This is a genomic window from uncultured Vagococcus sp., assembly GCF_963518325.1.
GTDB lineage: Bacteria > Bacillota > Bacilli > Lactobacillales > Vagococcaceae > Vagococcus_D.
This window is the reverse complement of sequence record NZ_CAUQJB010000002.1, coordinates 134,366-148,342: the sequence shown is the minus strand read 5'-3', so window position 1 is coordinate 148,342 and position 13,977 is coordinate 134,366. Positions and strand designations below refer to the sequence as shown.

Annotated in this window: 16 protein-coding genes and 1 riboswitch; of the genes, 13 read left to right on the top strand and 3 right to left on the bottom strand. The window is 38.9% G+C overall.

The window, feature by feature from the left end; translation table 11 throughout:
- Positions 1-18 precede the first annotated feature (18 nt).
- The 5 genes from RWN13_RS02580 (at position 19) to RWN13_RS02560 (ending at position 4,418) form a co-directional block, all read left to right on the top strand.
- Complete coding sequence (locus tag RWN13_RS02580) at positions 19-582, top strand: SipW-dependent-type signal peptide-containing protein (protein ID WP_314060193.1); 564 nt, start codon at positions 19-21, stop codon at positions 580-582.
- Between the two features lie 164 nt (positions 583-746).
- On the top strand, positions 747-1,295 hold the full coding sequence (locus RWN13_RS02575) for a hypothetical protein (protein ID WP_314060190.1): 549 nt from the start codon (positions 747-749) through the stop codon (positions 1,293-1,295).
- Between the two features lie 33 nt (positions 1,296-1,328).
- Positions 1,329-2,039 carry a hypothetical protein gene (locus tag RWN13_RS02570; protein WP_314060187.1) on the top strand — a complete coding sequence of 237 codons (711 nt, stop codon included), beginning with the start codon at positions 1,329-1,331 and terminating at the stop codon, positions 2,037-2,039.
- 293 nt (positions 2,040-2,332) lie between these two features.
- A complete protein-coding gene (locus RWN13_RS02565; RefSeq protein ID WP_314060184.1) occupies positions 2,333-2,857 on the top strand; it encodes an NfeD family protein in 525 nt (174 codons plus the stop codon).
- A gap of 100 nt (positions 2,858-2,957) precedes the next feature.
- Complete coding sequence (locus RWN13_RS02560) at positions 2,958-4,418, top strand: flotillin family protein (RefSeq protein ID WP_314060182.1); 1,461 nt, start codon at positions 2,958-2,960, stop codon at positions 4,416-4,418.
- A gap of 47 nt (positions 4,419-4,465) precedes the next feature.
- Here RWN13_RS02560 and RWN13_RS02555 read toward each other — a convergent pair whose 3' ends face one another.
- Positions 4,466-5,065 carry an aromatic acid exporter family protein gene (locus RWN13_RS02555; RefSeq protein ID WP_314060179.1) on the bottom strand — a complete coding sequence of 200 codons (600 nt, stop codon included), beginning with the start codon at positions 5,063-5,065 and terminating at the stop codon, positions 4,466-4,468.
- Entirely contained in the window at positions 5,062-5,706 is a 645-nt protein-coding gene (locus RWN13_RS02550) for a hypothetical protein (protein ID WP_314060176.1), read from the bottom strand. The genes RWN13_RS02555 and RWN13_RS02550 overlap by 4 nt, the downstream gene beginning before the upstream one ends.
- A 156-nt stretch (positions 5,707-5,862) precedes the next feature.
- On the opposite strand from RWN13_RS02550, the gene RWN13_RS02545 reads away from it, so the two are divergent.
- Positions 5,863-6,843 (top strand): aromatic acid exporter family protein, encoded by a 981-nt coding sequence (locus RWN13_RS02545; RefSeq protein WP_314060173.1) that lies wholly within the window; start codon positions 5,863-5,865, stop codon positions 6,841-6,843.
- 36 nt (positions 6,844-6,879) lie between these two features.
- On the opposite strand, the gene RWN13_RS02540 is transcribed toward RWN13_RS02545, so the two are convergent.
- Positions 6,880-7,827, bottom strand: a complete 948-nt coding sequence (locus RWN13_RS02540) for a Gfo/Idh/MocA family oxidoreductase (RefSeq protein WP_314060171.1) — start codon at positions 7,825-7,827, stop codon at positions 6,880-6,882.
- Positions 7,828-8,051: 224 nt separating this feature from the next.
- Here RWN13_RS02540 and RWN13_RS02535 point away from each other — a divergent pair, with 224 nt between their 5' ends.
- The 7 genes from RWN13_RS02535 to purK all read left to right on the top strand — a co-directional run bounded on the left by RWN13_RS02535 (position 8,052) and on the right by purK (position 13,960).
- Positions 8,052-8,597, top strand: a complete 546-nt coding sequence (locus RWN13_RS02535) for a hypothetical protein (protein WP_314060169.1) — start codon at positions 8,052-8,054, stop codon at positions 8,595-8,597.
- A gap of 8 nt (positions 8,598-8,605) precedes the next feature.
- Positions 8,606-9,367: a M15 family metallopeptidase gene (locus RWN13_RS02530; protein WP_314060166.1), complete on the top strand. Its 762-nt coding sequence runs from the start codon at positions 8,606-8,608 to the stop codon at positions 9,365-9,367.
- Positions 9,367-10,008, top strand: coding sequence for a glycoside hydrolase family 73 protein (locus tag RWN13_RS02525; RefSeq protein ID WP_314060165.1), 642 nt, complete (start codon positions 9,367-9,369; stop codon positions 10,006-10,008). The genes RWN13_RS02530 and RWN13_RS02525 overlap by 1 nt, the downstream gene beginning before the upstream one ends.
- 126 nt (positions 10,009-10,134) lie before the next feature.
- Complete coding sequence (locus RWN13_RS02520) at positions 10,135-10,341, top strand: LPXTG cell wall anchor domain-containing protein (protein WP_314060161.1); 207 nt, start codon at positions 10,135-10,137, stop codon at positions 10,339-10,341.
- A gap of 206 nt (positions 10,342-10,547) precedes the next feature.
- Positions 10,548-10,644: riboswitch (purine riboswitch) on the top strand.
- 87 nt (positions 10,645-10,731) lie between these two features.
- Positions 10,732-11,310, top strand: a complete 579-nt coding sequence (locus RWN13_RS02515) for a xanthine phosphoribosyltransferase (RefSeq protein ID WP_314060158.1) — start codon at positions 10,732-10,734, stop codon at positions 11,308-11,310.
- Between the two features lies 1 nt (position 11,311).
- Entirely contained in the window at positions 11,312-12,619 is a 1,308-nt protein-coding gene (locus RWN13_RS02510) for a nucleobase:cation symporter-2 family protein (RefSeq protein ID WP_314060156.1), read from the top strand.
- A gap of 198 nt (positions 12,620-12,817) precedes the next feature.
- Positions 12,818-13,960: a 5-(carboxyamino)imidazole ribonucleotide synthase gene (purK, locus tag RWN13_RS02505; RefSeq protein WP_314060154.1), complete on the top strand. Its 1,143-nt coding sequence runs from the start codon at positions 12,818-12,820 to the stop codon at positions 13,958-13,960.
- Positions 13,961-13,977 lie beyond the last annotated feature (17 nt).

The following is a 13,977-nucleotide window of genomic DNA, read 5'->3' as shown; positions in this document are numbered from 1 at the left end:
AATTTGGAGGGAATTAACATGACAAATAATCGGAAAAAACTCGCAGGCATATTAACAATTGCTTTACTATTAATGTTTGGAATTGCTGGGACATTAGCTTATTTAACAGATAAAACATCACCTAAAGTAAACACCTTTACAGTTGGGAAAGTGGGAATTAGCTTAACCGAACCAAAATGGGAAGCTGCTACTAACCACAAAATCACACCAGGGGTAGTCTTAGATAAAGATCCAACAATTGCGGTAGCAGCAGATAGTGAGACTGCCTATGTTTTTGCTGAATTAGTATTTACAGATAGCCTGGTCAAATATGACACATCCGCCACGATTAATTACAGTCCCGACTGGAAACTGTTAAAAACAGATGGGAATAAGAAAATCTATGCCTATCAGGCAACTGTTCCAACTAAAGGAACAGTCACGGCTTTAGCACCAGTCTTCACACAGCTAACCTTTGCCAATACCTTAACAGCAGCAAATCTGGAAGAATTAAAAACTGCCCAAATAACTGTTACGGGATATGCGATTCAAGCGACAGGGTTCCCAGATGCAGCGGCAGCTTGGGCAGAAGTTTCTAAATAATTAGTGAGGGAGGCATGATAAAAGGGAGCAGCCACCTTTGTCGAGATGGAGTAGAATGGTGCAATAAAATCAAAATAAGTCTTGCTTTTAGTCACCATTCCTCTGGAACTACCTAATTAACTAACAATAAGGTTGTTATCTTAAGTTAGAAAGGAGTAAAAAAAATGAAAAAGAAACTAGTGGGAGTCGTTTTATTGTTAGCGCTATTAGCGGGGGCTGTTTACTCCACGTTAGCATTATTTAGCGACAGTCAGGCAAAAAAAGGAATCATTACTACTGGTCAAGTAAAGATTGCCTTAATCGAAGAAGATGCTAAAGGGGCACCTTATGTTCAAGGAAATGAGGTTTTAGCGCCTGGTGACGAGATTAACCGTGTGGTGTCAGTTGAAAATGTTGGAAATAAAGCTGCCTGGGTGAGAATAAAGGTAGCCAAAAGTTTTGTGGTACCAAGAACAGATATTGAGCCTGCTGAACTACGTTTAATCGAAGTTGATTATCAAAGTAAATGGGTTGAGAAAGACGGTTTTTATTATTACCAGGAAAAATTAGCACCTGGAGCAGAAACAGCCCCATTTTTCAAACATGTTAAATTAAATTTAGCAGCGGATAATCGTTTTAGTAATCAAAAAATTAATGTGGATGTGACGGCAGCGGGTATTCAAGCGGATCATAATGGCACTAAAATTGCTGATGCTATAGGTTGGCCAAATTAACTAAGAAGCTAAGTATTGAGGGAGGTTTTAAGGATGAAGCAATTAAGAAAATCGTATGTGCCAATCCTAATCCTGCTAATCAGTTTTTTCTGTTTATTTCCTCTGACAGGACATGGAGCAGAGTTGGAAGATAGTTATCTGACTTATCAGGAGGATGGCGAGTTTCAACTCCAATCTGAAGATTTATTAGCCAAATTTAAAGGCGTGATGCCGGGAGATAAAGTGCGGCAAAAACTAATCGTAAAAAATGATAGTAACCGAGAGGTTGAAATTAGCCTGAGTGTGGTTAGCACAAACCCTGTGGATTTGGCTTTTTTGGAACAGTTAGGCTTGACCTTAAGAAAGGGAAGGACCATTTTATATTCTGGTAAGATTCATCAAATGACCGAGAAGTCAGGAACGGAACTGGGCAAGTTTCAAGTAGGACAAGAAGAAGTGTTTGACCTTGATCTGGAGGTCCCTCTCAGCTTGGACAATACCTATAATGGTTATTTAACCACATCAGAATGGAGCTTTGTGGCAACCGATAGTGGGGCACCAGTCAAACCAGAACCATCAAAACCAAAACCGACACCTCAGCCAATCCCTCCAAAAAGTGTCACTGGTGGTAAGCTAACTACGGCGGGCTATCATCTATTGCCGCAAATGGGGGCCAGTCGTAATAATTGGCAGTTAGCCGGCTTATTGGTATTGGCTTTGACAGTGTTAGTGGTTGGTAAGAGAATAGTAACTAAATTGGGCTAGTGATTACGGATGAAATTTAATTTAACATAGTGTGAGAAAAGCTTTAAAATAAGCGGCTCACACTATGTTTTTTTGATAGGAACGAGTTGAGCCAAATCAAAGGGAATAATAAGAATAGAATGTTTATTTAACCAATGTAAGCGAAAAACATTGCGTTGATACGATATAAAGATTAAAATATAACTAAGGCTAAAGACTGATTTTTTACAGAATTGTTACGATTTGACTGTATTTTTGTTACAAAGGTTGGTAAAATAGAATAACAGGGTACGAAGAGAAAGGAAGTGAGAATAATGCTAGGTGGGTATCCCTTAGAAACGATTTATTTTTATGCGTTAGTTGTTTGCGCTGGCTTAGCAGTCCTCTTATTTATTTTTGGTGACATCTTTGATTTTGATGGACCAATTGATCCAATGTTAATCGTTCCGTGGGTTGCATTTACATCGCTATTTGGTTATATCGGTGAGAAATTTTTTGCTGGAAATAGCCTGATGGTTTTCTTAATAGGGGCTGGCATCTCAACTTTACTTGTGTTCTTGTTGAATTTTTATATTGTAGTACCACTACGAAATTCAGAAGCCACCATTTCAACTACTGAAAAAGACCTTGAAGGGCGTACGGCAACGGTAGTGACACCGATTCCCTTAAAAGGAATGGGGGAAGTCCAATTTAAAAGTGTGACGGGTTCCATTACACGACCGGCTAGTTTCTATGAACCTCAAGAGGTTGGAATCGCTAACGGCGAATTGGTCTTAATTATCGAAATCAGAGACCGAGTCTGTTATGTGGTGCCCTATGAAGAAAGTTTTATTAAATGATTGAACACCCTATCCCTTTAAAGGTGGAATAGGGTTCATATGAAGGCGGTTCTGTAGAATCATATCAGAATCAGATTCATAAGAAAGAGGAGGAAAAAAAATGTTATTGTTAGTACCAATTGGATTAGTGGTTTTCATCCTATTAATGTTATTAGTGGTCTTTATCACGAAATATCAAACGGCAAAACCAGATGAAGCGTTAATTATTAGTGGGAGTTATCTGGGAAGTAAAAATGTTCATCAGGATGAGTCAGGTAATAAAGTGAAAATTGTTCGTGGTGGCGGAGCTTTTGTCTTACCTGTATTCCAGCGTTCGAACCGTTTAAGCTTGCTTTCAAGTAAACTGGATGTTTCAACACCAGAAGTTTACACAGAACAAGGCGTACCAGTGATGGCAGATGGAACATCTATCATCAAAATTGGTTCATCTGTAGAAGAAATCGCAACGGCTGCCGAGCAGTTCCTAAGTAAAACCCGAGATGAACTCGAAAATGAAGCTCGTGAAGTTTTGGAAGGCCACTTACGCTCAATTTTAGGATCGATGACAGTTGAAGAGATTTACCAAAACCGCGATAAATTTAGTCAAAGTGTGCAAGAAGTTGCCAGTGTTGACTTAGCTAAAATGGGATTAATCATCGTTTCGTTCACTATTAAGGAAGTACGTGATAACAATGGTTACTTGGATTCACTAGGTAAACCAAGAATCGCTCAAGTCAAACGTGATGCTAATATTGCTGAAGCTGAAGCAGATAAAGAAACGCGGATCAAACGGGCACAGGCTGAAAAAGAGTCTCAAAAATCAGAGCTGGAACGTCAAACTGAAATTGCTGAAGCCTCAAAAGAAAAAGAACTGAAGTTAGCATTGTACAAAGAAGAGCAGGATGTGGCTAAAGCGAAAGCCGATCAGGCTTACAACTTGCAAAGTGCAAAAGCTCAACAAGAAGTTATCGCTCAGGAGATGGAAGTAAAAGTCATCGAGCGTCAAAAGCAAATTGAGTTAGAAGAAAAAGAAATCATTCGTCGTGAAAAACAATATGATTCAGAAGTTAAGAAAAAAGCCGATGCGGATCGTTATGCACGTGAACAAGAAGCTCAAGCTTCTAAAGCACGTGATGTTGCGGAAGCGGAAGCTGAGAAATTTAGAATTGAAGCGATGGCAGAAGCCAATGCGTCACAAGTACGTTTAGAAGGTAATGCTGAAGCCGAAGCTATTTTAGCTCGCGGTACTGCCGAAGCGGAAGCTAAACAAAAAATTGCAGAAGCCTTTAAACAATATGGCGATGCAGCCGTTATGAGCATGGTTATTGATATGTTACCAGGTTTAGTTAAGGAAGCGTCACAACCATTGGGTAATATCGAAAAAATTACAGTTGTCGATACCGGACAAGGTGGCGAAGGCAGTGGCGCAAACCGCATTACAAATTATGCCACAAACCTATTAGCCTCTTCACAAGAAACATTAAAAGAAACAACTGGATTAGACTTAAAAGAAATGTTACAAAACATGGCGAAAAAGAATGGTCAAAATGTAGTAAATGTAACAGAATCAAAAGAAGATTAAACAAAAAAAGGACTGCGAAATTTTTCGCAGCCTTTTTTTGTTATTAGCTATTGTTTATCTTGTTTTTGATATTCAGCTAGTTGTTCTTTAAGTTTAGCAATTTCTTTTTCCTGAGCGATAACTTCTTCTCGATAATCCGTGTTTAAGACCATATCTTGTTCAATCTTTGCCTCAGGTGGTTTGACAAACCGATTGACCAGAAGGGCAACCAATGTGCCAATAACTGTATCCATAATCCGGGAGATGGCGTACCAAAAGGTTTCAGTTTCGGGGACTGTTAGGACGATAATAAAAAGGGTCGCACAAGCACCAACTATTCCAGGATTAAAGTTAAGCGCATCTGAGAAAATAATAATCGCAATAACGAAAAGGGGAATGAGAACCAGTTCAGCGTAAAAGTTGTAATTCAACGCCCTGTAGATATAGATATAAACTAAAGCTAGACTACCACCTACAAGGTTTCCTATAATACGATAAGAGCCAAAGTGGATCGTTGATGAAACGTCTTCCCTCATCGCGAAAACGGCCGCTAAACACGCGATTAAGGGGGCATCCCGATCTAGTAGTTGAAATAATAGGATACACAACAAAACCGCTAAAGCAGTTTTGAAGGTTCGAAGACCAAATCTTATGGGACCAGCTATCATTTGCCTCGCTCCTTACTTTGAGCAGCATCCTTTTCAAAAGTCTTAATGAGGCTCAAAGTGTAATCAATGTTTGCCTGAGCTTCCTCACTGACGATGTCCATTGCGCCATAAGTTCGTTGGATAATGGACAGTTCATCATCCATGTTTTCTTCTTTCATAGGCAAATCATCGTAAAATTGTTGCTCTTGAGAAACGCTGGTTTCGACGTAAACGGACAAAGAATCGAAATTGCTCGTGACAATTTCCAAGCTGCGACTAATTATGGTTAATTGACTATTATTGACGTCGGCCCCATTTTTCTTGACGATTCGATCTAGTTCTTTCTTTATGTTTTTAATCTTTTTTTGTGTGTTAATCATGGTACTGTGAAGCTCTTGTCTGACTTGTAGGTTATCGAAGACTTCACCAGTTTCATCTGCAAAAAGGCCCATATCTGGATCTTCTTCACGATCGAGTTGAAACGCCTCAGGAATTTCTTCAATGTAGGCAGAGAGTTGTTGATAGTTATCACTTTGTTCAGTGAGTGCTGATTTTAAATCAGCGACATTATTTTTGGCTTGCTCCAGTTCTTCTGTAATACCACATGCTGTCAGTAACAGAAGTGGCAGCAATAGAAAACTAAAAAGTCGTTTTTTGCTCATCTAAGAATCTCCTTTAAACTATTTTTCTTACGCAACTTGACGTTTCTATTGTATATCATACCATAAATGACTGAAAAAATTACGTTTAAAGGTTATAAAATACCTCGGCTTATTTGCTAAAGCATGTTATTCTATAGGGGCTAGGAGTTGAAAAAAGTGAAAATAAAAATTGGCTTAAGAACAATTAAAACAGCGATTTGCGCCGCAGTGGGGATCCTCATTGCCCAGCAATTAGGCCTACTTTATCCTGCTTCAGCAGGCATAATTGCCATACTAAGTGTGACCAATACAAAACGCTCATCTTTTGAAACAGGGTTTTATCGAATTTGTTCCTTGGGATTAGCCACGGTTATTGCGTTTTGTTCGTTCAAGTTAATTGGCTTTAACGCCGTGGCTTTTGGGATTTATCTACTATTATTTATTCCTTTAGCCGTCAAAGGTAAGATGTCAGAAGGGATTCCTGTCAGTTCAGTGCTGGTCACACATTATTTAGTGGAAAAAAGCTTGGGGCTTAGTTTGATTGGCAATGCATTCTGCTTATTATTTATTGGTGTCGGTTTGGCCTTATTAGCGAATAGTTATATGCCGGATATAAGCCGAGACTTACGAAAAAGTCAGCAAAAGATAGATGAAAAAATACGTCAATTACTGCTTGGAATGAGTCATTATTTGGATAAAAATGGGGACGTTATATCTTGTGATCCTTTATTAAGTCAAGTGGTGGTAGCATTAGTCGAAGCCGAAGAGACGGCTCAACGTCATGGCGATAATCAATTGTTGACCAATGATGATTATTATTTTAATTATTTTACCATGCGACGTTTGCAAGTCAATGTTCTCAGTAAGATGAATGAGCTAGTCAGTCAGATTGATTACTTTCATGGAGAGACAGCCCAAGTCAGAGAATTGCTAGTATTTTCAGCGACAACATTTGCTGAGGAAAACAATGGCTTGGAAATTCGCAAACGGATTGAGGCGACCCTAGCTTATTACCGGGAGGCCCCTTTGCCAATAACTCGGGAGGAATTTGAAAATCGGGCCCGTCTATACCAACTGTTAAATGAATTTGAACGGTTTATTGACATTAAAATCGAGTACACGATTAACAATCAAAAAAAGAAACTCTCTTGGGACTAAGCCAGGAGAGTTTTTTGTCTTAGAGGTATCATTGAGTTACCACTGAGCACGCATGCGATCCATTAATGCCACTACATCAGTGGTCAAATTTAAGGAATCGTTAGGTAATGTTCCATCAATAAACTGTGTCATATTACTGACTTCGTAGTTAAGGGCGAGAGCTTCCTCACCTGATTGTAGCGTTTCAATCTGGCCGTCTAAATAAGTAATCATAGCAGTATCGGCACGTGGAAATTCGTTAATGGTAATAAAGGCTTTCTCAAAGGCGACAATGCCTTGTTTTGGCATCTTAGATTGAAAGGTAAGGGCGACTGTAGCCATCTCATCGTTCTCGTTTCTCAGAATGGTGACCGATTGTTCATCAACACCCGTTTCAAAGGGGGCCATAGTTGATTGAATAAAAGTGGGTTGTGCCGATAAGAAGAATCGGACAAAGGACAGGGCATAGGTTCCAATATCTAAAATAGCGCCCCCCGCTAAATCAGGATTAAAAAAGCGATTTGTAGGATCAGCTTCCTTAAAGCTACCAAAAGAAGCTTGAATCATTTTTAATTTACCAAATTCTCCGGTGTTAATACGCTCTCTGAGTGTTAAGTATAAAGGCATATAAAAAATAGTCATCGCTTCAGCTAAAATCAAGCCTTTTTCACTAGCCAACTGTTTAGCCTGGGCTAATTCTTTTGAATTGAGGGTGATGGCCTTCTCACAAAGGACATGTTTACCATTTTCCAAGGCTGGAATAATGCTCTCTAAGTGATGATTGTGAGGCGTAGCGATATAAACGATATCAACCATGGGATCAGCAAATAGCTCTTCATAAGACCCAAAAGCCTTGCTAATGTGATGCTTGGCCGCAAAGCTTTGGGCCCTTTCTAAGTGACGTGAGGCTGCGCCATAGAGTTCCCCTAATTCGGGGTTAAATGTGTCGGCAAATTGAGTCGCAATGGTACCAAGACCTACAATGGCCCAACGGTAATGTGGCATAATGAAATTCCTCCCAGTAGAGCCTAATATAATCGACTCCATTTATATTTTTAATAGATTAGTTGCAAAGACTCTGACGAGTGGTCAGATATAACGGAAGGATGCTCTATCAGTATAGCAGAATTGCGTGTTACTTGAAAAAAATTCAACTTTTCCTTAAAATTATAGGTGAAAGGTGCTTTTTTTGAGCGACCGTTGTAGAATAGAGAATGAGGTGAGGAAAAATGCATCAAGCGATGGTAAAAATCATTATCGATCGAGTCCATAGTCAATTTGACTCAGAGAATCACTTTTGTAGCGATTATTTAGAAGTACCCCTGCAACAATGGGAAGAGTGGAAACGAGGCAGTCTTGCCTTACAACCAGAAGAAATGCAAAAAATTAAAAGTCTATTTTCCGACTATGAGTGGATGTTAATGCAGAAAATTATCAAACAAACTATTTTATTTCCTGAAAAACGTAATTATGTGGTGATGGAATACAAACGAGTTAAATCCTTGATTGCTAAAAAGTGGTTACAATCAGGTGAGGCGACAGTTGAATTAATCAGTCAAAAAGATACGTATTCTAAATCACCTAGAGCGCAAAGTAAAGAGATGATAAATTTAAAAGTTTCAATGGAATATGGTGTTTGGGGATACGATGATATTTTAGAGTTTTCTTTACCGGCCCTTATTCAAAAACAAATCGAAGATTCGCCTGTTGATTTGCTTGAATGGGTCAATGAAAATTTAACAGATACCTATGTGACTAACGATAATCAAGAGTGAGGAATCTAATGACCAAAAAAATATTCGGGATATTATCGATTTTAATAGTGGTCTTTATGGTAATCGTCTTTTTCTTTCCCGATACTAATAAGAAGAAAGAAGCCGAGCCAATACCCGCTAAAACCGAGACAACAAGTTCCCAGACAACTAAGAAGGTTGATAAAGACTTACCAAATGTGTCGAGATCGGATTGGCAACTTGTATTAGTGAATCATGATCATCTTATTATGGAAGAGCCTAAAACATTAACTACCATGAAGAACGGCTATCAAATAGATCAGCGGATTTACGATGCTTATTATGAAATGGAGGAAGCCGCAGCTAAAGCTGGTTTTTCCTTAACCGTTATTTCTAGTTATCGTTCAGTGGCCGACCAACAGGCAGTCTTTGATGCTGATGTCACAAAGTATCTTACAAGTGGTTTAACTGAAAAAGAAGCCGAAACAAAAGCTGAGGAATATGTCACCCATCCTGGTGGCAGTGAACACCATACAGGCTTAGCAGTCGATGTAGTTGATCAAGTCTGGTATGATCAGGGAAACGGCTTAGAAGAGGGCTTTTTTGAAACGGAAGCGGGTAAGTGGATTGATCAAAATTGTGCCAAATATGGGTTTATCATTCGTTACCCTAAAAATAAAGAAGGGCTAACAGGTATTAATTATGAGCCTTGGCACTTGCGTTATGTTGGTAAAGAGAGTGCTAACTATATGGTAACCCATCAATTAGTATTAGAAGAGTATTTAGATGTATTAAAAGAAGCAGGTAGATAATGAAAAACCAGAAAAAAAGAGCGACGAAGCGGCCTAGTTATCAACGTCGAAAACAAAAAAAAGACTGGAAACAATCCTTAACTCTATGGATTGCGATTATCTTGGCTTTAACTTTTTGCTTCGTTTTGAGCCTCTCACTTTTGAGTGAGCGTTATGAGCGAACTGAAGTGGCTCAAGTGCCTCAATCAGAGTTATTCATCGATGAAATAGCTCCCCATGCCCAAGTGATTCAACAGCAGCATAATATCTTGCCAAGTATTATCTTAGGTCAGGCTATTCTTGAATCTGACTGGGGACAAAGTCAGCTAGCAGCGACTTACGGTAACCTTTTTGGAATCAAAGCATATGGTGATGCCGATAAAGTCAACTTAGGCACAAGTGAGTTTGTTGATGGCAAGTGGATTGAAATTAAAGCGGATTTTCGTGTCTATCCCAATTGGCAGGCGTCAATGGACGATCATGCCCTGTTGTTTGTCAATGGGGTAGATTGGAATCCTAATCTTTATCAAGGAGTGACCCAAGCCAAAACCTATCTGGAAGCAGCCAAGGCTTTACAAGATGCTGGTTATGCAACAGATCCAGATTATCAACAAAAAATTATTGGTGTGATTGAGACTTATAACTTAAATAAGTATGATTGAATTTTAGGGTGGAATATTGAACTGTCATCGATTCGTGGTATAATAAGAGTTTAAACAGTCAAAGTTGGCGGTATCAGTTTAACTGGCTGTAACTAATAGTTTAGAACGATAGAGGGAGTTAATTGAATGAGAAAGCAAATCAAGGCGTTAAAGGGGATTATTGGCGGTTTATTATTGTCCATGCTAGTTTCAATGCCAATAGTTGCAGATGCTAGCAGTTTACAACCATTGCCTCAAACAGGTGAGGAAATTGCTAAAACTGGTCTAGTTATTGGCGGAATTATTATTGTAGTCGTAATCCTGATCATCTTAATTCGTCGCAGAAAAAAATAACGATAATGAGCTGGGGGATTAACCTGGCTCTTTTTTTGATGTTTGCTAATTTATTCTTCAATGGAGGGGCTTATTTGCTACAATTAACTCGATCTAGCCTATAATCTAACATCGAGTTAGGATAAACCTTAATAATATGATGAGAAAATTAAAAATTATTAAGAATTGGCTTGAAAAATAGGTGAATATGGTAGATAATTAAGAAAACTTTTTGAAAATTACAAGCTTGTATATGATCATAATTGGTTGATCGTCTCTACCTGGTGCCGTAAACACTAGACTATAAGCAAAAATAGGCATTTTAGACCTTTTTTTGCTATGGATAAACTAGCAGAAACAGGTCTTTTTGTATTTTTTCATAAGTAGCAACTCAAATCTAAGGAGGACAAGATGGAAATTTTAAAGAATAGAATCAAACAAGATGGCACAGTTTTAGGAAATGGTGTATTAAAAGTCGATAATTTTCTGACTCACCAAGTTGATCCAGCGTTAATGCAAGCTGTTGGAAAAGAATTTGCTGAGTTGTTTAAAGGTGAAAAGATAACAAAAGTGGTGACAATCGAAGCCTCCGGAATTGCACCTGCTATCTTTACTGGCTTATTTTTAGAAGTTCCCGTTATTTATGCTCGCAAGGCCAAAAGTTTAACGATGAAAGAAGAATTACTGACAGCAGAAGTTTATTCTTTTACCAAACAGATCACAAGTAATGTGTCCATCTCTCAAAAATTTTTAAGTGAGGAAGACAACGTGTTAATTATTGATGATTTTTTAGCAAATGGTCAAGCTGCACTTGGCTTAGTGGAATTATGTCGCCAAGCAGGTGCTAAAGTTAACGGTATTGGTATTGTGATTGAAAAATCTTTCCAAGATGGTCGTGAGTTATTAATTAGCAAAGGTCTTCGAGTGGAGTCCTTAGCCCGCATCGCCTCACTGGAGAATAACCAAGTGGCGTTTGTGGAGGAAGATTAGTATGGAAAAATCATCTAATGGTAAAGCAGCGGTCCTAGGGTTACAGCATTTATTAGCGATGTATGCAGGGGCAGTAGCTGTTCCCCTCTTAATTGGTCAAGGCCTCGGTTTTAGTACTGAAGAAATGACTTATCTGATCTCAATTGATATTTTTATGTGCGGGATTGCAACTTTATTGCAGTTAACTGTTAATAAGTATTTTGGTATTGGACTGCCAGTTGTTTTAGGCTGTGCGATTCAAGCGGTGTCCCCCTTAATCTTAATCGGCTCGACTAAAAGCATTGGTGCCATGTATGGTGCTATTATTGTGGCAGGAATCTTTATTGTGGTAATTTCTGGAGTCTTTTCTAAAATTGAAAAGTTTTTCCCACCAGTGGTAACAGGCACGGTAATTACCGTCATTGGATTAACCTTAATTCCTGTCGCCATTGAAAAAATTGGTGGCGGTAGTCAAGGAGCAGAAGGTTTTGGCGATTTACGCAATGTTGGATTGGCCTTTTTAACGATTGCGCTTATTTTAGGTGTTCAGGCATTTGGTCAAGGGTTCTTCCGATCGATTTCAGTCTTAGTTGGTTTGATAGGCGGAACGTTAGTGGCATTATTAACGGGAATGGTTAATTTTTCTGCGGTTAAAGAAGCCACTTGGTTGCATTTACCACAACCCTTTTACTTTGGTAAGCCGGAGTTTGATTTAATGTCTATCCTACTGATTATTATTGTGTCAATAGTTAGTATGGTTGAATCTACGGGTGTTTATTTTGCTCTTGGAGATATTACTGGACAAAAAATTGGCAAAGATGAATTAAAAAAAGGGTACCGTGCAGAAGGGGTAGCCGTTATTCTTGGGGGAATCTTTAACACATTTCCTTACACAGGCTTCTCACAAAATGTTGGGTTAGTCCAATTGTCTGGTATTCGCTCTAGACGCCCGATTTACTTTTCAGCTTTTTTCCTGATAGCCTTAGGTTTATTGCCAAAGGTTGGGGCAGTTGCTCAAATTATTCCTGAACCAGTTTTAGGTGGAGGAATGTTGGTGATGTTTGGTATGGTTGCCGTACAAGGGATGAAGATGTTGTCAAAATCCGATTTATCAAATGAAAAGAATTTGTTGATAATTGCGATTTCCATAGGTTTTGGTCTTGGCTTCAATATTGTGCCAACGGTCTTTTCACAGTTTCCAGCTGCTTTACAAATGTTTACTGGCAACGGCATTGTAATGAGTAGTTTCACTGCTATCATCTTAAATATTATTTTTAATTATGGAAATTTAGGGGAAACAAAACCAGTGGTAGCCGATAAACCAGTTTAAGGCTAACAAACAGTTGGAAGCCTATCACAGAGTGGGACAGCTTCAGTTCGCATTTATGACTGGCTTAAGTTGAATTATTCTTAAAAAGAATGTCTAAAATATGACTGAAAGTTTTGACACCGAGCCTTGCCATTGTTAAACTAAGGAAGTAAGGCAACACTAGCCCTTATTTAGCCTTAAAGAAAGCAGGAGATGACATTGTCAGAATTATTTATACCTGGTCAGACAATTGGCATAATTGGTGGCGGTCATTTAGCCCGGTTATTGACACTATCAGCTAAATCCATAGGGTTTCACGTTGGTATTTTAGACCCGGAACAAGGCTGTACAGCTGCTGAAGTAGCTGACTGGCAGATTGTTGCGGATCATAGCGATCAACTGGCAATGGTTCGGATGGCTGAAAAATGTGACGTCTTAACTTTTGAACATTTAGACAACGATCTTTCGTTGATTCGTCAAATAGATGAACTTGTTTCAATTCCCCAAAGCTTAGAGTTGTTGGAATTTCCTCAGGACCGCTTATTAGAACGGACTTTTTTGGATGCCAGCAATATTAACATAGCGCCTTATGCGCAAATCAATCAGATTGGTGATATTGAAAAAAATATTGAAGCAATTGGTTTCCCGTGTATTTTAAAAGGTGACCGAGGTCAAGGAAAGGCTGAAAGCCAGCACGTGATGAAACGAATCTCTGATATAAGAGGATGCTTACCTTTAGTCAGAGAAGGAACCTGTATACTGGAGGCAATGATTCCTTTTGAAAAAGAAATAACTGTCATGATTGTAGGTAATGGCAATCATGATTATTCGAAGTTCCCCATTGTGGAAACTCGTTACCATCATGATGGCCGTTTTGCTCAGGGCATTGTGCCGGCGGAATTATCAAATGAAATAGCTGAGGAAGCTTATCGAATTGCTGATGATATTGCTGTTACACTGAATGTTCAAGGCATTTTAACCATTGAAATGTTTGTTACGGAGGCAGGCATGATTTATGTCAATTCTCTGGCACCAGGACCACACAGTGCTGGGCATTATTCCTTAGAGGCCAGCAATCTGTCACAATTTGATGCCCACATCCGTGGGATTTGTGGCTGGCAATTGCCGGATATAAAACTCTATTCACATGCTATTATGATGAATGTAGCAGGTGAGCAACTGATAGAAACGATTAGCTACATTCCTTTTGAGAAAAATTGGTACCATCACTATTATGGAACGACCTCTTTAAGTAAGACAGATACCGTTGGACATATTACCATTTTAACAGATGATGTTGAGGCGGAACTGGCTCATATTGAAGGGATTCAAATTTGGGACAAGGATTCGGAATACAGATAACAAAAGTCGACTAATAA

What these genes read in the sequence shown, in the direction of transcription:
- RWN13_RS02540 (WP_314060171.1), bottom strand. Translation starts at nt 7,827, where the DNA reads ATGCCACATTACCGTTGGGCCATTGTAGGTCTTGGTACCATTGCGACT.
- RWN13_RS02580 (WP_314060193.1), top strand. Translation starts at nt 19, where the DNA reads ATGACAAATAATCGGAAAAAACTCGCAGGCATATTAACAATTGCTTTA.
- RWN13_RS02560 (WP_314060182.1), top strand. Translation starts at nt 2,958, where the DNA reads ATGTTATTGTTAGTACCAATTGGATTAGTGGTTTTCATCCTATTAATG.
- RWN13_RS02520 (WP_314060161.1), top strand. Translation starts at nt 10,135, where the DNA reads ATGAGAAAGCAAATCAAGGCGTTAAAGGGGATTATTGGCGGTTTATTA.
- RWN13_RS02525 (WP_314060165.1), top strand. Translation starts at nt 9,367, where the DNA reads ATGAAAAACCAGAAAAAAAGAGCGACGAAGCGGCCTAGTTATCAACGT.
- RWN13_RS02555 (WP_314060179.1), bottom strand. Translation starts at nt 5,065, where the DNA reads ATGATAGCTGGTCCCATAAGATTTGGTCTTCGAACCTTCAAAACTGCT.
- RWN13_RS02565 (WP_314060184.1), top strand. Translation starts at nt 2,333, where the DNA reads ATGCTAGGTGGGTATCCCTTAGAAACGATTTATTTTTATGCGTTAGTT.
- RWN13_RS02530 (WP_314060166.1), top strand. Translation starts at nt 8,606, where the DNA reads ATGACCAAAAAAATATTCGGGATATTATCGATTTTAATAGTGGTCTTT.
- RWN13_RS02550 (WP_314060176.1), bottom strand. Translation starts at nt 5,706, where the DNA reads ATGAGCAAAAAACGACTTTTTAGTTTTCTATTGCTGCCACTTCTGTTA.
- RWN13_RS02535 (WP_314060169.1), top strand. Translation starts at nt 8,052, where the DNA reads ATGCATCAAGCGATGGTAAAAATCATTATCGATCGAGTCCATAGTCAA.
- RWN13_RS02515 (WP_314060158.1), top strand. Translation starts at nt 10,732, where the DNA reads ATGGAAATTTTAAAGAATAGAATCAAACAAGATGGCACAGTTTTAGGA.
- RWN13_RS02575 (WP_314060190.1), top strand. Translation starts at nt 747, where the DNA reads ATGAAAAAGAAACTAGTGGGAGTCGTTTTATTGTTAGCGCTATTAGCG.
- RWN13_RS02570 (WP_314060187.1), top strand. Translation starts at nt 1,329, where the DNA reads ATGAAGCAATTAAGAAAATCGTATGTGCCAATCCTAATCCTGCTAATC.
- RWN13_RS02510 (WP_314060156.1), top strand. Translation starts at nt 11,312, where the DNA reads ATGGAAAAATCATCTAATGGTAAAGCAGCGGTCCTAGGGTTACAGCAT.